Source organism: Ramlibacter sp. P4_H7 (assembly GCF_056400765.1).
Map to the genome: position 1 here is coordinate 1 of NZ_JBFUKP010000002.1, position 23,933 is coordinate 23,933.

Consider the following 23,933-nt stretch of genomic DNA (forward strand, 5'->3'; position numbering starts at 1 on the left):
GCGCCGGGGCGCCGGGGCCGCCGAGCGGCGCTGCGGCAGCGAGAAGGCGGTCGCGCGGCCTTCGATCCAGTCGATCTTGTTGGGCGTGATGAAGCAGCCGCGGTTGAGGCCCTCCGCCGCCGGCTCGCCGGTGACGTGCACCGCGCACACCAGCGCCTGCAGGGTGCCGCTGCTGTTGTCCAGGTGGTAGACCGGCGAGCCGCTGTTGCCCTTGAGCGTGAGCAGCGGGTACTCGATCACCTCCAGGTTGCTCTGGCTGGTGGCATAGCCACCGTGCAGGTGCTGCTTGTCACCATCGATCGCCTGCGTCAGCTGCGGCACCGTGACGGACCGCTTGGCGTAGCCGCACACCACGATCGGCATGCGGTCGGACGGCGTCGCGTTGAGGAAGCGGAACCACTGGCCGTTGGGCGCTTCCAGCGGCACGTTGTCGATGACCGCCAGGTCGTTCTCCCAGTTGCCGTCGGTGGTGTAGGGCGGCCGCGCGATGCGCCAGGACGCGCTCTGCACGGTGGTCTCGCCGAAGGGCTTGTCCGTGCCGTTGCGCCCCGGGATGATGGTGACGCTGGCCATGCCGTCCAGGTTGTGCGCGCAGGTGAGGATGCGGTTGGCGCCGATGTAGAAGCCGGTGCCGATGTAGCGCTTGCCGTCCGGCGCCGTCATGCGCAGCTGGCAGATCGCCGAGTGCGGGAACTGCGTGGTGTCGGCCACGCCCATGAACCATTCCTCGCGCGCCAGGCTGAACGCATTGTCCTGGCAGGTCAGCGCGCTCATCGGGTCCGACTGGTCATAGAACGGCGTGATGATTTCCTGCGCCTGCGCCAGCACCCGGCGGCCCAGCGCCTGCGAGACGGCGGGCGCGGCGGATTGCGCGGCGAGCGCGTCCGCCTCCTCCTGCACCATCGCCATGTAGCGCTCCCAGTCCCAGACGGAATTGGGGCAGTCGGTGTGGGTGGTGTGGGTGTCGGCCTCGGCGTGGCCCAGCACGTGGGTGCGGTCTATCGGCAGTCCGAACTGGCAGCACAGCCAGGCCACGAGGCGGGCCGAGCCGCGGTATTCGTCGTCCGTGGGCAGCAGCCGGCGCGTGCTGTTGGCGACGTGCTCGATGCCGATGCTGTGGGCGTTGGCCGCATTGGCGTGCCACGCGATGTCGTTGTTGCGCACCATCTGCACGACCTCGCCGTCGCGCCCGACCACATAGTGCGCGCTGACGTGGATCGGCTGGTTGCGCGCGTTGCGCTGGTTGGGGTTCTGGAACCACCCGATGGTGCCGGTGATGCGGCTGCCGCCATCGGTGATGTGGATCACGATCTGGCGGATCTCGCGCGGCGTGCGCACCGTGCGGAAGTTGGAGGCATGCGCCGGCGCGAAGCGGCTGGCGCCTGGATATTCCGGCTGCGGCGTGTCGAGCGCCTGCGAGCGCAGGGCCTGCTCCACCGCGGCGGCGGTTGCCTCGTCGTCGGGGATGGGGCCTTCGATCCCTGCGCCTTCGCCATCGTCCGCGTCGGCATCGAGTGCGCGCGGCTGGCGTGCGAGTGCCTGCGCGGTCGCGGGTGCGGCGGCACTGGCCGGGGAACTGCCTGCTGCGCCGGCAGGACCGGGCGCGGCCGTCACCGGTGCGGTCCCCGTAGACGCAGCCGGGAATTCGCCGAAACCGTCGTCGTAGTGCGCGGCCGGGCCGGGCGACGCAGCGCCGCTGCCGTTTCCGTTGCGGGTGGCCGGCGTGGTCGGCGTGGCCGGTGCGACGGGCGCCGCCTGCGCGGCTTGCGGCTGCGCGTCGCCGCCCCAGTCGAGGCTGGGATCGTGCCCGGCCACCGCGCCGTAGGCCGAGCCGGAAGGCCGCAGCGCCAGGCGCCGCAGGCCGCGTTCGGTCAGCCCCGACAGGTTCACGTACATGTGGCCCTCGGTGGGCGCCTGCACGAAGTCGGGCACGCCGCCGCTGCCGTCGCGGTAGGTGGCCAGGCCGAAGTACAGCCTGGGTTGCCCGATGAAGTTGGCCAGCACGTCCGGCGGCACCAGGTACACCGCTTCGCCGCGGCGGGCGCGGATCGCGCCGTTGATGCGGCTCGAATGGAAGTTGGCGTGGGCGCGCCGCTCGCGGTTCTGCGTGCTGAACAGCCGGGGGTCGGTGGCCACCGCCACCTCGAACAGGGGACTCTCGGTGCGCACGGTGAAGCCGAGCACGCTGAAGCGGTCGTCGATGGTGTCGCGGTTGGCCTGGATCCGGGGCATGGCGCTCTCCTGTGTTCGCGCGGCGTTCAGCGGCCGTGGCGCTGGGGCTTGCGCACCGGCAGCGGCGCCGCCGGCGGCGGTTCCGGGGCCACGAGGTCGTCCACGTGTTCCCAGAAGCGCATGGGTTCCTCGATGCCGAGCCGGACGAGGCGGGGTCTCATGAACGCGATCACGGCATCCAGCTCCGTAAAGAAACTCCGCTCGCCACTGTCGACCTGCTCGATCGAGCCGCGCCAGGCCCGCACCGCCCCCGGGGTCTCGCCGCTCTCGCACCACACCCGGACGATGAACGCGGCACTGCGGTCTTCGAACAACGGCATGGTGTGTTCCAGTCGGCCAAGCGGCGGAGGCGCTTGCTCGGTGGATGGAGTGTCGACAGCACCCGTCACGGGCCGGTCACACGCGCATCACACGGTGATCTCAGGGGCTGGCATGAACATGCGAGGCGACGGGGCCGGGGCGCGACCGGGCCCTGCTCTCGCCGGGGCCGGTACAATCGACCCTCTACGCGGCTGTAGCTCAGTGGATAGAGTATTGGCCTCCGAAGCCAAGGGTCGTGGGTTCGATCCCCGCCAGCCGCACCAGAATCCTCACTCCCCCCGCTTCCCGGCCGGGTGCCTGCGGGCGCAGCTTCTTCGCCGGCTCGGGTTCGCGTGCCACGGCACAACCTGGTTTGCCCAAGCCGCCGGCGCCCCGCACAATCCGGCCGCATGACCTCCCCCAAGCGCATCGGCATCCTCACCGGCGGCGGCGACAGCCCCGGGCTGAACGCGGTCATCCGCGCGGTCGCCAAGAGCCTGATCCTGGATGCCGGCGCCGAGGTGATCGGCATTGCCGACGGCTTTGCCGGCATGGTCGAGCGGCGCGTGCGACCGCTGGGGCTGCCGGACGTCTCGGGCATCCTGGCGCTGGGCGGCACGGTGCTCGGCACCAGCAACAAGGCCAATCCCTTCTCCTGGCACGATCGCGGCGGCGCGGACGTGTCGGCCGAAGCGATCCGCTACGCCCGCGAGGACCTGAAGCTCGACGCCGTGGTGGCGATCGGCGGTGACGGGACCATGTCCATCGCCCACCGGCTGCAGCTGGGCGGCCTGCCGATGGTGGGCGTGCCCAAGACGATCGACAACGACCTGGTGCACACCGACCGCACCTTCGGCTTCGACACGGCCGTGGCGATCGCGACCGAGGCCATGGACCGGCTGCGCACCACCGCGGAGAGCCACCATCGCGTGATGATCCTGGAGACCATGGGCCGCCATGCCGGCTGGATCGCGCTGTATGCGGGTGTCGCGGGCGGCGCGGACGTGATCCTGGTGCCGGAGATCGACTACGACGTCGACGAGGTCGCGCGGGTGTGCCGCGTGCGTGAGCAGGGCGGCCAGCGCCATACCCTCATCTGCATCGCCGAAGGCGCCAAGCCCCGCGGCGGCGAGCAGGCGGTGCGGCAGGTCGTGGCGGACAGCCACGATCCTGTGCGGCTGGGAGGCATCGCGCACGTGCTCGAGCGCGCGCTCGCGCAGCGCCTGAGCAGCGAAGTGCGCACCGCGATCCTGGGGCACGTGCAGCGCGGCGGCCCGCCCACGGCCTACGACCGCACGCTCGCCACGGCCTTCGGCGCCTACGCGGCCGCGCTGGTCGCGGCGCGGCGCTACGGGCGCATGGTCGCCGTGCAGGAGGGCCGCCTGACCAGCGTTGCGCTGGCCGACGTGGCGGACCGCCAGCGCACGGTGCCGCAGGACGCGCCCATGGTGGCCGCCGCGCTCGCGATCGGCACCTCGTTCGGCGCGGCCGGCCTGGGCCTGTGCTTCGACCCGGCGCGGCCGTCCGCCCTGATGACCTGAGGTTCAGCCTTCCTTCTTGGGGATCTGCAGGCCGCGCAGCACCGCAGGCCGCTGCACGAAGGCCTCCAGCACGCGCTGCACTTCCTTGAAGCGGGAGAAGCCGACCAGGTCACCGGCGCCGTAGAAGCCCACCAGGTTGCGCACCCAGGGAAAGATCGCGATGTCGGCGATGCTGTAGTCATCGCCCAGCATCCATGACTTGCCCTTCAGGTGGCCATCGAGCACGGTGAGCAGGCGCCTGGCTTCATCCACGTAGCGGTCGCGCGGACGCTTGTCCTCGTAGTCCTTGCCGGCGAACTTGTGGAAGAAACCGAGCTGGCCGAACATGGGACCGATCCCGCCCATCTGGAACATCAGCCACTGCAACGCCTGGTAGCGCCCGGCGGAATCGGCCGGCATGAGCTTGCCGGTCTTGCCGGCGAGGTAGACCAGGATCGCGCCCGACTCGAACAATGCGAGCGGCTCGCCGCCCGGCCCGTCGGGATCGAGGATCGCCGGGATCTTGTTGTTGGGGTTGAGTGAGAGGAATTCGCTCGAGAGCTGCTCGTCGTTCTCGAAGGCGACGCGGTGCGCCTCGTACGGAAGGCCCAGCTCTTCCAGCGCGATCGACACCTTCACGCCGTTCGGGGTCGGCAGTGAATACAGCTGGATGCGGTCCGGATGCTGCGCCGGCCACTTGCGGGTGATGGGGAAACGGGAGAGATCGGTCATGTCGGTCCTGATGGGATCCGACAGTTTGCCGTGAGCCCAATGACCGAGGGTGCATGGGGGCAGGCCGTGTACGCGCATCGCGTGCTGCCTCAGCCGCAACGGCTGCATCGCTTGCAGTCGCCCCATTGAAAAAGCCTCCCGAAGGGAGGCTTTCAATTTGGTTGCGCGGGCAAGATTTGAACTTGCGACCTTTGGGTTATGAGCCCAACGAGCTACCAGGCTGCTCCACCGCGCGTCAGAGGGGCAAGTATAGCTTATTCAGCGGCCGCTTGCTCGTCGCCGGCAGCTTCCGTGATCTCGGGACGGTCCACCAGTTCGACCAGCGCCATCGGCGCGTTGTCGCCGACGCGGAAGCCCATCTTCAGGATGCGGGTGTAGCCGCCCGGACGCGCCTTGTAGCGCGGGCCGAGTTCGTTGAACAGCTTGCTGACGTTGTCGCGGTTGCGCAGGCGGTCGAAGGCCAGGCGCTTGTTCGACAGCGTGGGTTCCTTGCCGAGCGTGAGCATCGGCTCGATCACGCGGCGCAGTTCCTTCGCCTTCGGCACGGTGGTCTTGATGACCTCGTGCTCGATCAGCGAATTCATCATGTTGCGCAGCATGGCGAGGCGGTGCTCGCTGGTGCGATTGAGTTTGCGAAGGCCGTGTCCGTGACGCATGGTGTGTTCCTTTCCTTATGCATCCCGCAGCCGTATCAGGTACTGCGGGGTCACCATCGATTGATTAACGCTTGTCGAGGCCGGCGGGCGGCCAGGATTCCAGTTTCATGCCAAGGGTCAGGCCGCGCGAGGCGAGCACTTCCTTGATCTCGTTGAGCGACTTGCGGCCCAGGTTCGGGGTCTTCAGCAGCTCGTTCTCGGTGCGCTGGATCAGGTCACCGATGTAATAGATGTTCTCGGCCTTCAGGCAGTTGGCGGAACGCACCGTCAGTTCGAGTTCGTCGACCGGGCGCAGCAGGATCGGGTCGAACTGCTGCGAGCTGCGCTGCACCGGCTGGTCGAAGGCGGCCAGTTCGGAGCCTTCCAGCTGCGCGAACACGGCGAGCTGCTCGACGAGGATCTTGGCGGAGGCGCGCACGGCGTCCTCGGCGGTGATCGCGCCGTTGGTCTCGATCTCCATCACCAGCTTGTCCAGGTCGGTACGCTGCTCGACGCGGGCGCTTTCCACCGTGTAGCTCACTCGCTTGACCGGCGAGAACGACGCGTCCAGCACGATGCGGCCGATCGACTTGGTCGGCTCGTCACCGTAGCGGCGGACGTTGCCCGGCACGTAGCCGCGGCCCTTCTCCACCTTGATCTGCATGTCGATCTTGCCGCCTTGCGACAGCGTGGCGATCACGTGGTCGGGATTGATGATCTCGACGTCATGCGGGGTCTGGATGTCGGCGGCCGTGACGACGCCTTCGCCATCCTTGCGCAGCGACAGGGTCACCTCATCGCGGTTGTGGAGCTTGAACACCACGCCCTTGAGGTTCAGCAGGATGCCCACGACGTCTTCCTGCACGCCGTCGATCGACGAGTACTCGTGCAGGACGCCGGCGATCGTCACCTCGGTCGCCGAGTACCCGACCATCGACGAGAGCAGCACCCGGCGCAGCGCGTTGCCGAGGGTGTGGCCGTAGCCACGCTCGAACGGCTCCAGGGTCACCTTGGCACGGTTGGTGCCAAGCTGTTCCACGTTGATGGATTTGGGTTTCAGCAGGTTGGTTTGCATGCAGGACTTCCTCTCAATACCCCCGGCTCGTTACACCGGTAAGGCTGGTGAAGCACCTTGCCGCGAGGCGGCAAGGAACAAAAAAATTCGACCAAGGACGAGGCTGCGCAAGCGGCCTCGTTTTCTCCTCGTGCTCGCGTTTAACGCGAATACAGTTCGACGATCAGCGCTTCCTTGATGTCGGCGCCGAACTCGTCGCGGTCCGGGACCTTCTTGAAGGTGCCTTCGGCCTTGTCGACGCTGACTTCCACCCACGCGGGCAGGCCCACTTGCGTCGCCAGTTGCAGCGCCTCGACCACGCGGTTCTGCTTCTTGGACTTGTCGCGCACGGCCACCACGTCACCGGCCTTGACCAGGTAGGACGGGATGTTGATCACGGAACCGTTCACGGTGATCGCCTTGTGGCTCACCAGCTGGCGCGCTTCGGCGCGCGTGGAGCCGAAGCCCATGCGGTACACCACGTTGTCCAGGCGGCACTCCAGCAGGAACAGCAGGTTGGCGCCGGTGTTGCCCTTGCGGCGGTCGGCTTCCTCGAAGTAGCGGCGGAACTGCTTTTCCAGCACGCCGTACATGCGCTTGACCTTCTGCTTCTCGCGCAGCTGCAGGCCGAAATCGGAGGTGCGCTGGCCCGAGGTGCGGCCGTGCTGGCCGGGCTTGGAGTCGAACTTGGCCTTGTCGCTGATGGAGCGGCGGGCGCTCTTCAGGAACAGGTCGGTGCCTTCACGGCGGGAGAGTTTGGCCTTGGGGCCGAGGTAACGTGCCACTTTCTCTTTCCTTCAAATGACTACCGCGGCCTGTTGCCGCGGGAGCTGGCAGCGGGTGCGCCGCCAGCGGTGGTCTTCAAACACAAGTGCAAGGCGTGCCGATAGGCATGCCTTGTTTTGCCCTTAAATCCTACGGCGCTTTTGCGGGCGGCAGCCGTTGTGCGGGACCGGCGTCACGTCGGAGATCGACGTGATGCGGATGCCCAGCGCGGCCAGCGCGCGCACGGACGACTCGCGGCCCGGGCCGGGGCCACGGATCTCGACGTCCAGGTTCTTGATGCCCTGCTCCATCGCGGCGCGGCCGGCCACTTCCGAAGCCACCTGGGCGGCGAACGGCGTGGATTTGCGCGAGCCCTTGAAGCCCTGGCCACCCGAGGAGGCCCAGGACAACGCGTTGCCCTGGCGGTCGGTGATCGTGATGATCGTGTTGTTGAAGGACGCGTGCACGTGGCAGACGCCGTCCGACACGTTCTTGCGAACCTTCTTGCGCACACGCTGCGCGGCGTTGTTGGCAGGAGCCTTGGCCATGTCTGATCTCTTTCCGATTTATTTCTTCAGCGCCTGTGCCGCCTTGCGCGGACCCTTGCGGGTGCGGGCATTGGTGCGGGTGCGCTGGCCGCGCATGGGCAGGCCACGGCGGTGGCGGAAGCCACGGTAGCAGCCGATGTCCATCAGTCGCTTGATGTTCATCGTCGTCTCGCGGCGCAGGTCGCCCTCGATCGTGAACTGGGCGATCTGGTCGCGGATCTTCTCCAGGTCGGCGTCGGTCAGGTCCTTCACCTTCTTGGAGTAGGGGATGCCCGTCGCTTCGCAGATCAGGCGAGCGCGCGTGCGGCCGATGCCGAAGATCGCGGTCAGGCCGATCTCGGCGTGTTGGTGCGGCGGGATGTTGATGCCAGCAATACGTGCCATGTCGTTCCTCTAAATCTCTCTCAGCCCTGGCGCTGCTTGTGACGCGGATCGGTGCAGATCACGCGGACCACGCCCTTGCGGCGGATGATCTTGCAGTTGCGGCAGATCTTCTTGACGGAAGCCGAAACTCTCATGTTCTTTCTCCTGTATCTCTAAATCAGCCGCCAAGCGACGTCTTGAAATTGGCCTTCTTGAGCAGCGATTCGTACTGCTGGCTCATCAGATAGTTCTGCACCTGCGCCATGAAGTCCATCGTGACCACGACGATGATCAGCAGCGAGGTTCCGCCGAAGTAGAACGGGACGTTGTACTTCAGGATCAGGAACTCGGGCAGCAGGCACACGAAGGTGATGTACACCGCGCCGGCGAGCGTCAGGCGCGCCAGGATCTTGTCGATGTACTTCGCCGTCTGCTCGCCCGGACGGATGCCCGGGACGAACGCGCCGCTCTTCTTCAGGTTGTCCGCCGTCTCGCGGCTGTTGAACACCAGCGCCGTGTAGAAGAAGCAGAAGAAGATGATCGCCGCCGCGTAAAGCATGACGTAGATCGGCTGGCCGGGGCTCAGCGTGCTCGCGATGTCCTTGAGCCAGCGCATGCTGTCGCCGGTCGAGAACCAGCTGACCACCGTGGCGGGCAGCAGGATGATCGACGAGGCGAAGATCGGCGGGATCACGCCGGCCATGTTCAGCTTCAGGGGCAGGTGCGAGGACTGGCCGCCGTAGACCTTGTTGCCCACCTGGCGGCGCGCGTAGTTGACCAGGATCTTGCGCTGGCCGCGTTCCACGAACACCACGAAGTAGGTCACCAGGGCCACCAGCGTCACGATGAGGATGGCCGCGAGCGGTCCCATCGCACCGGTGCGCACCAGCTCCAGCAGTCCGCCGATCGCGTTGGGCAGGCCCGCGGCGATGCCGGCGAAGATCAGGATCGAGATCCCGTTGCCGAGACCGCGTTCGGTGATCTGCTCGCCCAGCCACATCAGGAACATCGTGCCGGCCGTCAGGCTCACCACCGCGGTCATGCGGAAGCCGAAGCCCGGGTTCATCACGAGGCCCGCGGTGCCTTCGAGCGCCATGGCGATGCCCAGCGACTGGAACAGCGCCAGGCCCAGCGTCCCGTAGCGGGTGTACTGGGTGATCTTGCGACGTCCGGCCTCGCCCTCCTTCTTCAGCTGCTCCATCGACGGCAGCACGTACGTGAGCAGCTGCATGATGATGGAGGCCGAGATGTACGGCATGATGCCCAGCGCGAACACCGTGAAGCGCGACAGGGCCCCGCCCGAGAACATGTTGAACAGGCTCAGGATGCCGCCCTGCTGGCCCTTGAACAGCTGCGCGAGCTGGTCCGGGTTGATGCCGGGCACGGGGATGTGCGCGCCCACGCGGTAGACCACCAGGGCGAGCATCAGGAAGACCAGCCGGCGACGCAGGTCGCCGAACTTGCCGGTCTTCGCGATCTGGGCTGCGCTCGTTGCCACGAATGTCCTTGTCTGGTCAGGCCAGGGAGCCGCCGGCCGCCTCGATGGCAGCCTTGGCACCCGCGGTCGCACCGATGCCCGTCAGCTTGACGGCGCGCTTCAGTTCGCCGGTCTTGATGACCTTGACGTTCTGCACGATCTGAGCGACCAGCTTGGCGGTCTTGAGCGCCAGCAGGTCGACTTCGGCCAGGCCGAGCGTCTCGAGGTCCGCCAGCGTGACTTCGCCGTTGAACTTCAGGTTCTGCGAGCGGAAGCCGCGCTTGGGCAGGCGGCGCTGCAGCGGCATCTGGCCGCCTTCGAAGCCGACCTTGTGGTAGCCGCCCGCGCGGGACTTCTGGCCCTTGTGGCCGCGGCCGGCGGTCTTGCCCAGGCCGGAGCCGATGCCACGGCCGACGCGGCGACGCGCCTTCTTCGAGCCGTCAGCCGGCTTGAGGTTGTTCAGTTCCATGTCAGAGCACCTTCACCAGGTAGTCGACCTTGTTGATCATGCCGCGCACCGCGGGCGTGTCCTGCAGTTCGCTGACGGAGTTCAGCTTGCGCAGGCCCAGGCCGCGCACGGTGTCGCGGTGGGACTGCTTGGTGCCGATGGGGCTGCGCACCAGCTGCACCTTGACGGTCTTTTGTTCGGTTGCCATTGCGTGTTTCCTCAGGCGGTGAAGATCTCTTCGACCGACTTGCCGCGCTTGGCCGCCACCTGACCCGGGGTCGTGGCGTTCTTCAGCGCGTCGAACGTGGCGCGGACCATGTTGTAGGGGTTCGTGGACCCGTGGCTCTTGGCCACGATGTCGGTGATGCCCATCACTTCGAACACGGCGCGCATCGGGCCGCCGGCGATGATGCCGGTGCCGCGGGGAGCCGGCGACATCATCACGCGGGCGGCGCCATGGTGGCCGAACACGTTGTGATGGATGGTGCCGTTCTTCAGCGTGACGCTGGTCATGTTGCGGCGCGCTTCTTCCATCGCCTTCTGCACGGCCAGCGGCACTTCCTTGGACTTGCCCTTGCCCATGCCGACCTTGCCGTTGCCGTCGCCGACCACGGTCAGTGCCGCGAAGCCCAGGATCCGGCCGCCCTTGACGACCTTGGTGACGCGGTTGACCGCGATCATCTTTTCCTTCAGGCCGTCTTCCGGACCGTCACCCTGACGATTTGCTTGAATCTTTGCCATATCGAGTTTCCGTGTCCGTTAGAACTGCAGGCCGGCTTCGCGGGCCGCTTCGGCCAGCGCCTTGACGCGGCCGTGGTAGGCGAAACCGGCGCGATCGAAGGCGACCTTCTCGACGCCGGCGGCCTTCGCCTTCTCGGCGATGCGCTTGCCGACCGACTGGGCGGCGGCGACGGTGGCACCCTTGCCGGCTCCACCGAGCTCCTTGCGGATGTCGGCTTCGACGGTGGAGGCGGTCGCCAGCACCTTGGAGCCGTCGTCGGAGATCAGGCTCGCGTAGATGTGCAGGTTGGTGCGGTTCACCGTCAGGCGGGCCACACCTTGCGTCGCAATGCGGATGCGGGTCTGGCGCGCACGGCGCAGACGCTGCTCTTTCTTGGTCAACATCATGTGGCTCCTTACTTCTTCTTGGTCTCTTTGATCACGATCTTCTCGTCCGCGTAGCGGATGCCCTTGCCCTTGTACGGCTCGGGCGGACGGACAGCTCGGATCTCCGCGGCAAGTTGGCCCACGCGCTGGCGGTCGGCGCCCTTGACCACGATTTCCGTCGGGGTCGGGGTGGCCACCGTGATGCCGGCGGGCATTTCGATGTTCACGGGGTGCGAGTAGCCCACCGTGAGGTTCAGCTTGTTGCCTTGCGCGGCGGCCTTGTAGCCCACGCCGACCAGCGACAGCTTCTTCTCGAAGCCGTTGGTCACGCCCAGCACCATGTTGTTCACCAGCTGGCGCATGGTGCCGCTCATGGCATTGGCTTCGCGCGATTCGTCGGCGGCCGCGAAGGTCAGCTTGCCGCCTTCGTTGCTCACCTTGACCAGGGCGTTCTGGGTCAGCGACAGCGTGCCGCCCTTGCCCTTGACGCTGATCTGGTCATCCTTGATGGCCACGTCGACGCCCTGGGGGACGGCGACCGGCATTTTTCCGACTCGGGACATTTTCTTATCCTTCCCTTAGGCGACGTAGCACAGCACTTCGCCACCGACGCCGGTGGCGCGCGCCTTGCGGTCCGTCATCACGCCCTTGGGGGTGGTGACGATCGCCACGCCCAGGCCGTTCATGACCTGGGGAATGGCGGCGCTGCCCTTGTAGACGCGCAGGCCGGGACGGCTCACGCGCTCGATACGCTCGATCACAGGACGGCCTGCGTAGTACTTCAGGGCGATCTCGAGTTCGGACTTGCCGTTCTCGCTCTTGACCTGGAAGCCGTCGATGTAACCCTCGTCCTTCAGCACCTGGGCGATGGCCACCTTCACCTTGGAAGAAGGCACGCTCACGGTGGCTTTGGAGACCATCTGCGCGTTACGGATACGCGTCAGCAGGTCGGAGATGGGATCACTCATGCTCATATCTGAATCTCCTGCCCTGGCTTACCAGCTGGCCTTGGTGATGCCGGGAATGTCGCCGCTGAAGGCGAGTTCGCGGATCTTGGCGCGGGCCAGGCCGAACTGGCGGAAGGTTCCGCGCGGACGGCCGGTCATTTCGCAGCGGTTGCGCTGGCGCGTGGGGTTCGCGTTGCGCGGGAGCTTCTGCAGCTGCAGGCGGGCGGCCATGCGCTCTTCGTCGCTCTTCTTCGCGTCGTTCGCGATGGACTTCAGTTCCTCGTACTTCTTCGCGTACTGGGCGACCAGCTTGTCGCGCTTGAGTTCACGCTGGATCAAAGCAGTTTTTGCCACGTCGTACTTTCAGTTCTTGAACGGGAAACGGAAGCCCGCGAGCAGCGCCTTGCACTCGTCGTCGGTCCTGGCCGTCGTGGTGATGGAGATGTTCAGGCCGCGCAGGGCGTCGACCTTGTCATACTCGATCTCCGGGAAGATGATCTGTTCCTTGACGCCGATGTTGTAGTTGCCGCGGCCGTCGAAGGCACGGCCCGACACGCCGCGGAAGTCGCGCACGCGGGGCAGGGCAACCGTCACGAAACGGTCCAGGAATTCGTACATGCGGGCGCCGCGCAGGGTCACCATCGTGCCGATGGCCTGCTGTTCGCGGATCTTGAAGCCGGCGATGGCCTTCTTGGCCTTGGTCACGACGGGCTTCTGGCCGGCGATCTTGGTCAGGTCGGACACCGCGTGTTCCATCACCTTCTTGTCCGCCACGGCCTCGCTCACGCCCATGTTCAGCGTGATCTTGGTGATGCGCGGAACCTGCATCGGCGACTTGTAGCCGAACTTCTCGGTCAGCTGCGGGACGACCTTCTCGCGGTAGTGTTGTTGCAGTCGGGACATGGTCAGGCCACCTTGATTTCTTCGCCGGACGACTTGAACACGCGGCTGCGCGCGTTGCCGTCGACCTTGATGCCCACACGGTCAGCCTTGCCGGTGGCGGGGTTGAAGATCGCCACGTTGGACTGGTGGATCGGCATGGCCTTTTCCACGATGCCGCCGGTGGTGCCCTTCATGGGGTTGGGCTTGGTGTGCTTCTTCACCAGGTTGATGCCCTCGACGACGAGATGCTCGTCGTCCTTGCGCAGCACGACGCGGCCGCGCTTGCCCTTGTCCTTGCCGGCCAGGACGATGACTTCGTCGCCTTTGCGGATCTTGATCATGGCGGGTTCCTTACAGGACTTCCGGGGCCAGCGACACGATCTTCATGAACTTCTCGGTACGCAGTTCGCGCGTCACGGGTCCGAAGATGCGGGTGCCGATCGGCTCCAGCTTGTTGTTGAGCAGCACGGCGGCATTGCCGTCGAACTTGATGAGGGAGCCGTCGCCGCGGCGGATGCCCTTGGCGGTGCGGACGACCACTGCGCTGTAGATCTCGCCCTTCTTGACGCGACCACGCGGAGCGGCTTCCTTGATGCTCACCTTGATGACGTCGCCGACGCTGGCGTAGCGACGCTTGGAGCCACCGAGCACCTTGATGCAAAGAACGGACTTCGCGCCGGTGTTGTCGGCAACTTCGAGCCGGGATTCAGTCTGGATCATTTCGTTTGTTCCCAACTTGTCCCGAATGCACCCTGCAGGACGATCCGGCAGGACATCGGGGCAGTCTTGGGCCCGCCGTCGCCTCCGGCCGCCACCGCGTGACAGACCGGAAACTTCGTTTGGGCAGAATCTCGCCTCCAAAAAGGCGAGCCCGCGATTATGGCAGATCTCGCGGGCTTGTCAAACGCCTCCTACAGACACCGCCCTCCACGGGCAGCTCAGGACGGCATCTGTAGGTAGCTCGCGGCCAGTTCCCGGAAGGCGGCCGCCTGCGGATCCACCCCGGTTTCCTGGCGCAGCAGTTCGCCCACTTCGGCGGCCAGCCCGGCGGCCTGGGCCGCATCCAGGAACAGCAGGCGGATGCGCCGGGCCAGCACGTCCTCGACCGTCCGCGCATATTCATGACGGGCGGCGAACCGCACCATGGCGACGGTGAGCCCACCGCCCAGGTGGCGGTTGCCGCCGGGCAAGGCCGCGACCTCCGCCGCTTCGCTGCCATACAGATGCAGCCCCGGCGCGGCGCTGAGGGAAGTCGCGACGGCGTCGGTTGAAGGTGCCCCGACCAGCGGCAAGTTGGCGGTCACTCCAGCCGGATGCCTCGCCACCAGACGAGCCTCGAAACATTTCTCCAGCACGTCCTCGGCCATCGCGCGGTAGGTCGTCCACTTGCCGCCGGTGACCGTCACCAGGCCGCTGCGGCTCACCAGCACGGTGTGCTCGCGGCTGAGCGACTTCGTCGGCTCGCCATCGTCCCCCACCGGCTTGACCAGCGGGCGCAGGCCCACCCACAGGCTGCGGATGTCCTGGGCACGCGGCGCGCGGACCAGGTAGCGGCCGGCTTCGTTCAGGATGAAGTCCAGCTCCTCGCGGAACGGCCGGGGTTCGCGCGGCAGGTCCCCGCGCGGGGTGTCGGTGGTGCCCAGGATCAGCTTGCCCATCCAGGGCACGCCGAACAGCACCCGACCGTCCGCGGTCTTCGGGACCATCAGTGCATGGGAGCCCGGCAGGAACTCCCGGTCCACCACCGCATGCACCCCCTGGCTGGGCGCCACCATCGGCCGGACTTCCCGGTGCATGGCTTCGGCATCCTGCCGCCGCAGTTCGTCGACCCATACGCCCGTCGCGTTGACGACGCAGGTGGCCCGCACGTTGAATTCGCGCCCGGTCTCCGCATCGCGGCAGGTCAGGCCGCTGAGCTTGCCGTCGCGGTGCACCAGCGCCGTCACCGGGCAGTAGTTGACCACCAGCGCGCCGTGCGCCGCGGCCGTGCGCGCCAGCGCCAGGGCCAGCCGGGCGTCGTCGAACTGCCCGTCCCAGTATTTGACGCCGCCCTTGAGCCCCTCGGGCCGGGCGGTGGGCAGGCAGGCCAGCGTCTCGCTGCGGCTCAGGAATTCGGTGTCGCCCAGGCCCGAGTGGCCGGCCAGCGCGTCGTACATCTTCAGGCCGATGCCGTAGAAGGGGGTCTCCCACAGCTTGTACGACGGCATCACGAAGGGCAGCGGCTGCGCCAGGTGCGGCGCGTTCTGCAGCAGCGTGGTGCGTTCGCGCAGCGCCTCGCGCACCAGGGCGACGTTGCCCTGCGCCAGGTAGCGGACGCCGCCATGCACGAGCTTGGTGGCGCGGGACGACGTGCCCTTGGCGAAGTCGTGCGATTCCAGCAGCACGACGCGCAGCCCGCGCGCCGCCGCGTCGAGCGCGACGCCCAGCCCGGTGGCGCCGCCGCCGACGACGGCGATGTCCCAGGTGCCCCCCTGGGCGAGTCGCGCCAGCAGGTCCTCGCGCCGCGTGGCAGCGGCAGTGGCATGCACGGGGGCGTTCAAGGACGCGCCCAGCCCTTGGACCGCTCGACCGCCTCGCGCCAGCGCGCGAGCTTGGCCTGGCGTTCGCCCTCGGCCAGCCGCGGCTCGAAGCGCCGGTCCGCCGCCCATTGCGCGGAAATGTCCTCGGCGCCTTGCCAGAAGCCGGTCGCCAGGCCCGCGAGGTAAGCGGCGCCCAGCGCCGTGGTCTCGGTGACTTGCGGACGCACCACCGGCACGCCCAGGAAATCAGCCTGCAACTGCATCAGCAGGTTGTTGCGCGAGGCGCCGCCGTCCACGCGCAGTTCACGCAGCGGGATGCGGGCGTCGCGGCTCATCGCACCGAAGACGTCGGCCGACTGCAGCGCGATCGCTTCCAGTGCGGCGCGCGCGATGTGGGCGCGGCCGGTGCCGCGCGTCATGCCCACCAGCGTGCCGCGCGCGTAGCCGTCCCAGTCGGGCGTGCCGAGGCCGGCGAACGCGGGCACCAGGTAGACGTCGCCGGTGTCGTCCACCTGCGCCGCGAGCGATTCCACTTCGGCGGCCGACTGGATCATCTGCAGGCCGTCGCGCAGCCATTGCACGGTGGCGCCGGCCATGAACACGCTGCCTTCCAGGCAATAGGCGGTGCGGTGCGGCCCGATGGGGCCTTGCCAGCCCACCGTGGTGAGCAGGCGGTTGCGGCTCGTCACGGGCTGCGCGCCGGTGTTCATCAGCATGAAGCAGCCGGTGCCGTAGGTGTTCTTGGCCATGCCCGGCGCGAAGCAGGCCTGGCCGAAAGTGGCGGCCTGCTGGTCGCCGGCGATGCCGGCGATCGGCAGCGCGGCGCCGAACAGGGACGACTCGGTTTCCGCGAGCACGCCGCTGGAAGGCACCACGTCCGGCAGCACGGCGCGCGGCACCCGCAGCAGCGCCAGCAGCTCGTCGTCCCAGTCCTGTGTGTGCAGGTTGAACAGCAGGGTGCGCGAGGCGTTGCTGGCGTCGGTCGCGTGCACGCGGCCGCCCGTGAGGTTCCACACCAGCCAGCTGTCGATGGTCCCGAAGGCGAGCTCGCCCGCCTCGGCCCGCTCGCGCGCGCCGGGCACGTGGTCCAGCAGCCATTCGAGCTTGGTGCCGGAAAAATACGCATCGATCACCAGGCCCGTGCGCTGCTGGATGAGGCGCGCATGGCCGGCCGCGCGCAGCGCGTCGCAGCGCTGCGCCGTGCGCCGGTCCTGCCAGACGATGGCGTTGGCGACCGGCTGCCCGGTGGCGCGGTCCCACAGCACCGCCGTCTCGCGCTGGTTGGTGATGCCCAGGCCGACGAAGGCCTTCGCATCCGCGCCCGAGCGCTCCATCGCCTCCAGAGCGACGCCGTGCTGGGTGGCCCAGATCTCGCGCGCGTCGTGTTCGACCCATCCGGGCTGCGGGAAGATCTGGCGGAACTCGCGCTGGGCCTGCGACACGACCCGGCCTTCCTGGTCGAAGACGATCGCGCGCGAACTGGTCGTTCCCTGATCGAGCGCCAGGATGTATCTCATGGTTCGTTACTGTAGTGCAGGGTGGCCGGCCGGCGCGGCCACGCGGAAGCCGATGTTGCTGGTGCTGGTGCCGGGCGTGTTGGAGCCGCGCGCCGCCACGCGGTAGCGGTCGCAGTAGGACGCGTGGCACAGGAACGAGCCGCCGCGCAGCGAGCGGCGGCCGGTGGCGTGGCCCTGCAGCGGATCGAGCGCCGCCGTCGCACCGTGGTACTGCGGGCTGAACCAGTCGGCACACCACTCCCAGGCGTTGCCGGCCATGTTGAACAAGCCCCAGCCGTTCGGCGCGAAAGCGGCGGCGGGCAGCGTGCCCGGTTGCCAGCCCGGGGTTGGCTGCGACGGGAACTCGCCCCGCCAGATGTTGCAGCGGCGCGCGCCGTCCGGCTCCAGCTCGTCGCCCCAGGGGTAGCGCGCGCCCTCCAGGCCGCCGCGCGCCGCGAACTCCCACTCGGCCTCGGTCGGCAGCCGCAGGCCGGCCCAGGCGCAGTAGGCGGCGGCGTCGTTCCAGGACACGTGGACCACGGGATGGCCCAGCCGGTCGTGGATGCCCGAGCCCGGCCCGGCCGGCCGCTGCCAGCAAGCGCCTTCGACCGGCAGCCACCAGGGCAGCTCGCGCGAGACCTGGCGGACCGCGCCGCGGCGCTCCGGCTCGAGCTGCAGGTAGAACACGAAGGACGACCCGGCCTGCTCCGCCTCGGTGATGTACGAGGTGGCGCGCACGAAGGCCCGGAACTGCGCGTTGGTCACGGCCGTGCGCGCGATGGCGAACGGGCTCACGCGCACGCGGCGCGCCGGCCCTTCGCCATCCTCCGCGAAGCCTTCGGCCGAATCGGTGCCCATCGTGAATTCGCCGCCGGGCAGGTCCAGCAGCTCGGCGCGCGCAAGCAGGCCGCTGCCGCCCCGGGAGGCGGCCGGCGGCGGCAGGGGCGACGTCGCCGCCAGCCCGGGCAGGCAGCAGCCCTTCACTCTTCTTCCCAGAAGGCCTTGGTCACGCCCTGGCTGCGCATCAGCGCGACGACCTTGTCGCGCGGCAGCACGCCGCAGCGCGCCGCCCAGGCTTCGTACTGCCGCTGCATGTCGGCGACCCGATCGGGATGCTGCGCGGCCAGGTCGCGCGTCTCGGTGCGATCGGCCTCCATGTCGTAAAGCTCCCAGTCCCTCGGGTACTCGCGCACCAGCTTCCACTTGCCGATGCGCACCGCGGCATTGCCCTCGTGCTCCCAGAACATCGGGGGGCGATCGCCCGCGTCCGCCGCGAACGCCCGCTTCAGGGAGTGTCCCTCCAGGGGGAGGATGCCGCGGCCGTCGAGGGCCTGCGGATAGGCCGTTCCGGTCACGTCGCAAATGGTGGCCATGATGTCGGGCAGGTAGCCGGGCGTATGGCGGATCTCGCCGCGCTGGGCGATGCCGTTGGGCCAGTGGAAGATCAGCGGGGTGGAGATGCCGCCCTCGTGGATCCAGTGCTTGTACAGGCGGAAGGGCGTGTTGGACAGGTTGGCCCAGGCCTGGCCATAACTCTGGTACGTGTCCTCCGGCCCCGGCGCGATCTCCGGCTTGTTGCCGAAGCGGACCTCGGCGCCGTCGCGCGTGTGCGAGCGCGCGATCATCAGCTTGTTCACCAGCTCGTCGATCGTCACGTTCTCCGGGATGTCCTCGGCGCAGGCGCCGTTGTCCGACAGGAAGATCACCAGCGTGTCGTCCAGCTGGCCGGTCTCCTCCAGCGCGCGCAGGATGCGGCCGATGCCCTGGTCCATGCGGTCGATCTGCGCGGCATAGACCTCCATGCAGTTGGCCAGCCAGGCCTTGTGCTCGGCATCGGTCCAGGCCGGCTGGCGCGGATCGCGCCCGGTCAGCTGCCACTGCGCGTCGAGAATGCCCGAGTTCACCAGGCGTTCCAGCCGCTGTTCGCGCAGCGTGTCCCAGCCGGCGTCGAAGCGGCCCTTGTACTTGGCGATGTCCTGCGGGTGCGCGTGCAGCGGCCAGTGCGGCGCGGTGTAGGCGACGTACTGGAAGAACGGCTTCGCCGCGTGCTTCGCCTTGTGCTCGCGCACCATGCGCACGGCCTCGTCGCTGATCGCGTCGGTGTAGAAGAAGCCCGGCTTGCGCGCTTCCTGCTCGGCGTTCTCGTTGCCGCGCGTGAGCGTGTTGGGATCGTAGAAGCTGCCCGCGCCGATGATGGTGCCGAAGAATTCGTCGAAGCCGCGCTGCATCGGCCACGAGTCGGTAGGCTGCGTGAGGTTGCTCGACACGTGCCATTTGCCGCTCAGGTAGTTGCGGTAGCCGGAAGGCTTGAGCACTTCCGCGATGGTGGCGCAGCGCTGGTTCAGGTTGCCGGCGTAGCCCTCGGGGCCGGAGTCGTAGGTGAGGATGCCGATGCCCGTCTGGTGCGGGTGCAGGCCTGTCAGCAGCGAGGCGCGCGAGGGACTGCAGCGCGCGGTGTTGTAGAACTGCGAGAAGCGCAGGCCGCCCTGCGCCAGGCGGTCCAGGTTGGGCGTGTCGACCTCGCCGCCGTAGCAGCCGATGTCGGAATAGCCCATGTCGTCGTTGAGGATCAGCAGGATGTTGGGGCGCTTGGTCATGGACGGTCCTTCGTCAGAAATTCAGTTCAGGCGCGCGCCGCTGGCGCGGTCGAACAGGTGCGCGGCGCCGGGCGCGAAGCCCAGGTGGATGGTCTCGCCTTCGCGCACCCCGGCCTGGCCCTCGGCCTTGAGCCTCAGCCGGGTGTCGCCGGCCTTCAGGTCGACGATGCAGTGGTCGCCGAGCTCCTCGATGTATTCCACGCGCGCCGCGGTGCCCGCGCCGCCGGCGCGCAGCTCGCCCGGGCGCACGCCCAGCGTCACCTCGCGCGGCTGCGGCGTGCGCGCGCCGACCGGATGGGCCACGTCGTCGATCACCACGGCGTCGTCGCGCCAGAGGGCCGGCACCAGGTTCATGGGCGGCGTGCCGATGAATCCGGCCACCGCCACCTGCGCCGGCCGGCTGTAGATCTCGCGCGGCGTGGCGACCTGCACGATGCGCCCGTCCATGAAGACGGCCACGCGGTCGGCCAGCGTCATCGCCTCTTCCTGGTCGTGCGTCACGTAGACGGCCGTCACGCCGAGCGCGCGCTGCAGCTGCTTGAGCTCCAGCCGCGTTTCCAGCCGCAGCTTCGCGTCCAGGTTGGACAGCGGCTCGTCCAGCAGGAACAGCTTGGGCTGCCGCACGATGGCGCGCGCCAGCGCCACGCGCTGCTGCTGGCCGCCGGACAGCTGACCGGGCCGGCGCTGCAGCAGGTGGCCGATGCTCACCCGCGCCGCGGCATCGGCCACGGCCTGCGCGATCGCGTCTTTCGGCGTGCCCACCATCTTCAGCGGGAAGCCGATGTTCTGGGCCACCGTCATGTGCGGATACAGCGCGTAGCTCTGGAACACCATGGCGACGTCGCGCGCGCCCGGCTCGGTGCCGGTCACGTCGACGCCGTCCATCAGCACCTGCCCGGCGCTCACCGATTCGAGCCCGGCCAGGATGCGCAGCGTCGTCGTCTTGCCCGAGCCCGATGGCCCCAGCAGCACGAAGAACTCGCCCGCGCGGATCTCCAGGTCCACCCCGTGCAGCACGGTCGTCTCGCCGTGCCGCTTGACCACGCCCTGCAGGCGGACGTTTCCCAACTGGCTCATCGCCGGCCCCCTCCCTTGACCGCACCCACCGTGAGGCCCTTGACGATGTGCCGCTGCGCCGCCAGCCCCACCAGGATCACGGGGGCCATCGCCACCATCGCCCCGGCGGCCAGCCGCGCCCACTGCGTCTGCTCCACCGAAATGAAATTGAACATCGCGACCGTCACCGGCCGCACCTTGTTGCCGCCCAGCACGACCGCGAACAGGAACTCGTTCCAGGCATTGAGGAACACGAACACCGTGGTGACGGCGATGCCGCCGCCCACCTGCGGCAGGATCACGTACCACAGCGTGCGCAGCCGCCCGGCGCGATCGAGCAGCGCCGCCTCCTCCATCTCGTAGGGGATGTCCTCGAAGTAGGACACCATCAGCCAGACCGCGAACGGCAGCGAGAAGGTCAGGTAGATCGTGACCAGCCCGCTGTACGTGTCCAGCCCACCGATGCGCTGCAGCACCAGGTAGTACGGGATGATCAGCCCCACCGGAGGCAGCATCTGCGTGGCCAGCACGAAGAAGCCGCTGGCGCGCTTGCCCGGATAGCGCAGGCGCGCCAGCGCGTAGGCCGCGGGCAGCGCGAACAGCATCGTCAGCACCGTCGCCCAGCAGCTCACCACCAGGCTGGACCACAGGTTGGGCAGGATGGAGGAACTGCCGAACAGCACTTCGCGGTAATTCGCCAGCGTGGGCGCGAACACCAGTACCGGCGGATACGCCAGCACGTCGCGCTCGGTCTTGAAGGACGTGAGCAGCGCCCACAGCACGGGGAAGGCCCAGACCGACACCAGCAGGCCGGCGATGGTGAACAGCGCCACGCGGCGCGCAACGGAGCGCTGCATCACGGCGCCCTCCGCCGGCGGAACAGCAGCCAGGACACGGCCAGCGTGATCGCCAGCAGCACCATCGCGAGCGCCGAGCCGTACCCGATGTTCAGCTCGGTGAACGAGGTGCGGTAGGCGTACAGGTTCAGGATTTCCGTGGCGGTTCCGGGACCGCCCCCCGTGGCCGCGAAGATCGCGGCGAATGCCGAGAGCGCGGTCATCGTGCGCAGGATCACCACCATCACCACGGCGGGCCGGATCAGGGGCAGCGTGATGTGGCGAAAGCGCTGCCAGGCGCTCGCCCGGTCCAGCCGTGCGGCCTCGTACACATCGGGTGGCAGCGTGGCCAGCGTCGCCAGCAACACGAGGAATGCGAACGGCGTCCACTGCCAGGTGTGGATCGCGATCACGGAAACCAGCGCCAGCTGCGGGTCGCCCAGCCAGTTGTGGCTGCCCAGGCCGAGCGCGCGCGTGACCAGGTCCACGAGGCCGAAGTCGGGCGCCAGCACCAGCGTGCGCCAGAACAGGCCGACCACCACCGGGGCCAGCACGATCGGCAGGATGGCCGCAACGCGCAGGAGTGCCTGGCCCCTGGGAATCTGCAGCACCAGCAGCGCGAGCGACAGGCCGACCAGCACCTGCAACGTGACGGTGGACGCGGTGTAGATCACCGTCAGCGACAGCGAATTCCAGAAGCGCGGGTCCTCGCCCATCTTCACGTAGTTGGCCAGGCCGGCGAAGCCCTTGATCCAGGGCATGCCCAGGTCCAGGTTCTGCAGGCTGTTCCAGGCCAGGAACACCAGCGGCGCCGTGGTGGTGAGAAGCAGCAGCAGGAACGCCGGCGCGAACAGGGCGAGCGCAAAGCGCCGCTCCTGCCGTTCCAGCGTCCCCACGCCCGCGGGCGTGGCCGGGCTCATCGCGTCGTCAGCCCTTCATGATCTGGGCGATGCGCGCCTGCGCCTCGTCCAGCGCTTCCTTGGGCTTCTTCTGGCCGACCAGCGCCGCCTGGATGGCGGTGGCCATGGTCTCGCCGATGGCGGGCCACTGCGGCACGCGCGGGCGCCATTCGACGTCGGTGTCGTGCTCCAGCGATTCCAGCGCCGCCTCGATGAAGTTGTCGCCCGCGCCCTTCATCGCCGCGGCGAACTCCGGCGCCTTCCACAGCGACAGGCGGTTCAGGCCGGAGCGCTTGGCCGGGCCATCGAACTTCCAGGAAGTGCGCGCCTGCGTCTCGGCGGACGCGGCCCAGCTGATGAACAGCCAGGTTGCCTTCTTCTGCTTCTCGCTCAGCGCGGCGTTGATGGGGAAGCCCCAGTTCCAGATCGAGGTCACGCCCTTGCCGTTGGGACCCTTGGGCCAGCGGGCATAGGCCACCTTGCCCACCACCTTGGACTTCTCCGGATTGGTGATCACCGCCGCCGACGAGTGCGCATCGAGGTAGCAGCCCACGGTGCCCTGCGAGAAGGCGTCGGCGATGTCGGGCCAGTTCCAGTTGCGCACTGCGGGCGGCGCGTACTGCGCCAGCGCATTCACGTACCACTCCAGGGCCTTCACCGCTTCCGGGCTGTTGACGACCAGCTGCTTGTTGTGGAACCAGTCGCCGCCGAAACCGCGGAACAGCGACGGGTAGATGTACATGTTCTGGCCGGCGCCCGCAAAGCCGCGCAGGGCGAGGCCGTACTGGCGGTTGCCCGGATCGTTCAGCGCCTTGGCGTTGGCCAGCAGCTGGTCGTAGGTGTCGGCGGGCTTCAGGCCCTTGGCCGCGTACAGGTCCTTGCGATAGACCTGCACCGTCACTTCGCCGTCGTAAGGCATGCCATACAGCTTGCCGTCCATGGAGTTCGCGTCGCGCCAGGCCTTGAGCACGTCGTTCACGTTGAACCACGCCGGGTCGGTCAGAGTCGTGTCCGCCAGGTACTTGTCCAGCGGCTCGACCCACTTGTTGGACACATACAGCGGGTAGTACATGGGGTCCGCCGCGTGCGTGGCGTAGGTCGCCGTCTTGGACGACAGGTCCAGCATCGCCTTCTGCCGGATCTGGCCGGGCGGCACCTTCTCGGCCCGCACCTTGACGCCGGTGAGCGCCTCGAATTGCGGCAGCAGCCCCAGCAGGTTCTCGAAATAGCTGGCCGGGATCACGGCCACCGAGATGGACTCCCCCTCGGCCTGCTTCCAGTTGATCTTGGCGCGCGTGTAGGGCGCGAGGTCAGGCTGCTGGGCCAGCGCGGTGCCGACCCAGCCGCCGCCCAGGCCGGCCGCGCCGAGCGCCGCGGCCTGGCCGATGAACTGCCGGCGGGTCGCGGGCAGGGCGCCGGATGCCCCGGGGTTCGCTTTCTTCATCGCTGTGTCTCCTTCGTGTTCTGGCAAGGAAAGCCGCCGGGGCCGGCTCATCGTGCCGGCGCGGGATGTCGACCTG

The 23,933-nt window shown here is 68.1% G+C and carries 29 protein-coding genes and 2 tRNA genes; 2 read left to right on the forward strand and 29 right to left on the reverse strand.

What is annotated here, in order from left to right:
- Together AC1DSA_RS03155 and AC1DSA_RS03160 are read right to left on the reverse strand one after the other, a co-directional pair.
- A partial coding sequence (locus AC1DSA_RS03155) for an N-acetylmuramoyl-L-alanine amidase (RefSeq protein WP_477885979.1) occupies nt 1-2,232 on the reverse strand: 2,232 nt, incomplete at its 3' end.
- 26 nt (nt 2,233-2,258) lie between these two features.
- Entirely contained in the window at nt 2,259-2,552 is a 294-nt protein-coding gene (locus AC1DSA_RS03160; RefSeq protein WP_477885981.1) for a hypothetical protein, read from the reverse strand.
- 188 nt (nt 2,553-2,740) lie between these two features.
- Between AC1DSA_RS03160 and AC1DSA_RS03165 the strand changes: the two genes are divergently transcribed.
- Together AC1DSA_RS03165 and AC1DSA_RS03170 are read left to right on the forward strand one after the other, a co-directional pair.
- A tRNA-Arg gene (locus tag AC1DSA_RS03165) sits at nt 2,741-2,816 on the forward strand.
- A 126-nt stretch (nt 2,817-2,942) separates the two neighbouring features.
- The gene (locus AC1DSA_RS03170) at nt 2,943-4,073 is read left to right on the forward strand and encodes a 6-phosphofructokinase (RefSeq protein WP_477885983.1); all 1,131 of its coding nucleotides are present in this window, start codon (nt 2,943-2,945) and stop codon (nt 4,071-4,073) included.
- A 3-nt stretch (nt 4,074-4,076) separates the two neighbouring features.
- Here AC1DSA_RS03170 and AC1DSA_RS03175 read toward each other — a convergent pair whose 3' ends face one another.
- The 27 genes from AC1DSA_RS03175 to AC1DSA_RS03305 all read right to left on the reverse strand — a co-directional run bounded on the left by AC1DSA_RS03175 (nt 4,077) and on the right by AC1DSA_RS03305 (nt 23,857).
- Nucleotides 4,077-4,784 carry a glutathione S-transferase N-terminal domain-containing protein gene (locus AC1DSA_RS03175; protein ID WP_477885985.1) on the reverse strand — a complete coding sequence of 236 codons (708 nt, stop codon included), beginning with the start codon at nt 4,782-4,784 and terminating at the stop codon, nt 4,077-4,079.
- Nucleotides 4,785-4,942: 158 nt separating this feature from the next.
- Nucleotides 4,943-5,019 (reverse strand) — tRNA-Met (locus AC1DSA_RS03180).
- A 19-nt stretch (nt 5,020-5,038) separates the two neighbouring features.
- Nucleotides 5,039-5,440: a 50S ribosomal protein L17 gene (gene rplQ, locus AC1DSA_RS03185; RefSeq protein ID WP_477885987.1), complete on the reverse strand. Its 402-nt coding sequence runs from the start codon at nt 5,438-5,440 to the stop codon at nt 5,039-5,041.
- 64 nt (nt 5,441-5,504) lie between these two features.
- On the reverse strand, nt 5,505-6,494 hold the full coding sequence (locus AC1DSA_RS03190) for a DNA-directed RNA polymerase subunit alpha (protein ID WP_477885989.1): 990 nt from the start codon (nt 6,492-6,494) through the stop codon (nt 5,505-5,507).
- Between the two features lie 140 nt (nt 6,495-6,634).
- Nucleotides 6,635-7,258 (reverse strand): 30S ribosomal protein S4, encoded by a 624-nt coding sequence (gene rpsD / locus AC1DSA_RS03195; RefSeq protein WP_477885991.1) that lies wholly within the window; start codon nt 7,256-7,258, stop codon nt 6,635-6,637.
- 123 nt (nt 7,259-7,381) lie between these two features.
- Nucleotides 7,382-7,786: a 30S ribosomal protein S11 gene (gene rpsK, locus AC1DSA_RS03200; RefSeq protein ID WP_193675917.1), complete on the reverse strand. Its 405-nt coding sequence runs from the start codon at nt 7,784-7,786 to the stop codon at nt 7,382-7,384.
- An 18-nt stretch (nt 7,787-7,804) separates the two neighbouring features.
- Nucleotides 7,805-8,170, reverse strand: coding sequence for a 30S ribosomal protein S13 (gene rpsM / locus AC1DSA_RS03205; RefSeq protein ID WP_193675918.1), 366 nt, complete (start codon nt 8,168-8,170; stop codon nt 7,805-7,807).
- 20 nt (nt 8,171-8,190) lie between these two features.
- Nucleotides 8,191-8,304: a 50S ribosomal protein L36 gene (rpmJ, locus tag AC1DSA_RS03210; RefSeq protein ID WP_011481465.1), complete on the reverse strand. Its 114-nt coding sequence runs from the start codon at nt 8,302-8,304 to the stop codon at nt 8,191-8,193.
- A 23-nt stretch (nt 8,305-8,327) separates the two neighbouring features.
- Nucleotides 8,328-9,647 carry a preprotein translocase subunit SecY gene (gene secY / locus AC1DSA_RS03215; RefSeq protein ID WP_477885994.1) on the reverse strand — a complete coding sequence of 440 codons (1,320 nt, stop codon included), beginning with the start codon at nt 9,645-9,647 and terminating at the stop codon, nt 8,328-8,330.
- A gap of 16 nt (nt 9,648-9,663) precedes the next feature.
- Nucleotides 9,664-10,095 carry a 50S ribosomal protein L15 gene (rplO, locus tag AC1DSA_RS03220; protein WP_477885996.1) on the reverse strand — a complete coding sequence of 144 codons (432 nt, stop codon included), beginning with the start codon at nt 10,093-10,095 and terminating at the stop codon, nt 9,664-9,666.
- A gap of 1 nt (nt 10,096) precedes the next feature.
- Nucleotides 10,097-10,282, reverse strand: a complete 186-nt coding sequence (rpmD, locus tag AC1DSA_RS03225) for a 50S ribosomal protein L30 (RefSeq protein ID WP_477885998.1) — start codon at nt 10,280-10,282, stop codon at nt 10,097-10,099.
- 11 nt (nt 10,283-10,293) lie between these two features.
- Nucleotides 10,294-10,815, reverse strand: coding sequence for a 30S ribosomal protein S5 (gene rpsE, locus AC1DSA_RS03230; protein WP_477886000.1), 522 nt, complete (start codon nt 10,813-10,815; stop codon nt 10,294-10,296).
- Nucleotides 10,816-10,833: 18 nt separating this feature from the next.
- Nucleotides 10,834-11,199 carry a 50S ribosomal protein L18 gene (gene rplR / locus AC1DSA_RS03235; RefSeq protein ID WP_477886002.1) on the reverse strand — a complete coding sequence of 122 codons (366 nt, stop codon included), beginning with the start codon at nt 11,197-11,199 and terminating at the stop codon, nt 10,834-10,836.
- An 11-nt stretch (nt 11,200-11,210) separates the two neighbouring features.
- Nucleotides 11,211-11,744 carry a 50S ribosomal protein L6 gene (rplF, locus tag AC1DSA_RS03240; protein WP_477886004.1) on the reverse strand — a complete coding sequence of 178 codons (534 nt, stop codon included), beginning with the start codon at nt 11,742-11,744 and terminating at the stop codon, nt 11,211-11,213.
- A gap of 15 nt (nt 11,745-11,759) precedes the next feature.
- Nucleotides 11,760-12,155, reverse strand: a complete 396-nt coding sequence (rpsH, locus tag AC1DSA_RS03245) for a 30S ribosomal protein S8 (RefSeq protein ID WP_171562340.1) — start codon at nt 12,153-12,155, stop codon at nt 11,760-11,762.
- Nucleotides 12,156-12,176: 21 nt separating this feature from the next.
- On the reverse strand, nt 12,177-12,482 hold the full coding sequence (gene rpsN / locus AC1DSA_RS03250; RefSeq protein WP_477886006.1) for a 30S ribosomal protein S14: 306 nt from the start codon (nt 12,480-12,482) through the stop codon (nt 12,177-12,179).
- A gap of 9 nt (nt 12,483-12,491) precedes the next feature.
- Entirely contained in the window at nt 12,492-13,031 is a 540-nt protein-coding gene (gene rplE / locus AC1DSA_RS03255) for a 50S ribosomal protein L5 (protein ID WP_477886008.1), read from the reverse strand.
- 2 nt (nt 13,032-13,033) lie between these two features.
- On the reverse strand, nt 13,034-13,351 hold the full coding sequence (gene rplX, locus AC1DSA_RS03260; protein WP_477886010.1) for a 50S ribosomal protein L24: 318 nt from the start codon (nt 13,349-13,351) through the stop codon (nt 13,034-13,036).
- Nucleotides 13,352-13,361: 10 nt separating this feature from the next.
- Complete coding sequence (gene rplN / locus AC1DSA_RS03265; protein ID WP_193675928.1) at nt 13,362-13,730, reverse strand: 50S ribosomal protein L14; 369 nt, start codon at nt 13,728-13,730, stop codon at nt 13,362-13,364.
- 218 nt (nt 13,731-13,948) lie between these two features.
- The gene (locus AC1DSA_RS03270; protein WP_477886012.1) at nt 13,949-15,538 is read right to left on the reverse strand and encodes a glycerol-3-phosphate dehydrogenase/oxidase; all 1,590 of its coding nucleotides are present in this window, start codon (nt 15,536-15,538) and stop codon (nt 13,949-13,951) included.
- A gap of 8 nt (nt 15,539-15,546) precedes the next feature.
- Nucleotides 15,547-17,046: a glycerol kinase GlpK gene (gene glpK / locus AC1DSA_RS03275; protein ID WP_477886014.1), complete on the reverse strand. Its 1,500-nt coding sequence runs from the start codon at nt 17,044-17,046 to the stop codon at nt 15,547-15,549.
- A 6-nt stretch (nt 17,047-17,052) separates the two neighbouring features.
- Complete coding sequence (locus AC1DSA_RS03280; RefSeq protein ID WP_477886016.1) at nt 17,053-18,009, reverse strand: formylglycine-generating enzyme family protein; 957 nt, start codon at nt 18,007-18,009, stop codon at nt 17,053-17,055.
- Nucleotides 18,006-19,622, reverse strand: a complete 1,617-nt coding sequence (locus AC1DSA_RS03285; RefSeq protein ID WP_477886018.1) for an arylsulfatase — start codon at nt 19,620-19,622, stop codon at nt 18,006-18,008. The genes AC1DSA_RS03280 and AC1DSA_RS03285 overlap by 4 nt, the downstream gene beginning before the upstream one ends.
- Before the next feature lie 21 nt (nt 19,623-19,643).
- A complete protein-coding gene (locus tag AC1DSA_RS03290; RefSeq protein WP_477886020.1) occupies nt 19,644-20,699 on the reverse strand; it encodes an ABC transporter ATP-binding protein in 1,056 nt (351 codons plus the stop codon).
- On the reverse strand, nt 20,696-21,535 hold the full coding sequence (locus AC1DSA_RS03295) for a carbohydrate ABC transporter permease (protein ID WP_477886022.1): 840 nt from the start codon (nt 21,533-21,535) through the stop codon (nt 20,696-20,698). The genes AC1DSA_RS03290 and AC1DSA_RS03295 overlap by 4 nt, the downstream gene beginning before the upstream one ends.
- Nucleotides 21,535-22,434 (reverse strand): carbohydrate ABC transporter permease, encoded by a 900-nt coding sequence (locus AC1DSA_RS03300; protein WP_477886023.1) that lies wholly within the window; start codon nt 22,432-22,434, stop codon nt 21,535-21,537. The genes AC1DSA_RS03295 and AC1DSA_RS03300 overlap by 1 nt, the downstream gene beginning before the upstream one ends.
- Before the next feature lie 7 nt (nt 22,435-22,441).
- Nucleotides 22,442-23,857: an ABC transporter substrate-binding protein gene (locus AC1DSA_RS03305; protein WP_477886025.1), complete on the reverse strand. Its 1,416-nt coding sequence runs from the start codon at nt 23,855-23,857 to the stop codon at nt 22,442-22,444.
- Between the last annotated feature and the right edge of the window lie 76 nt (nt 23,858-23,933).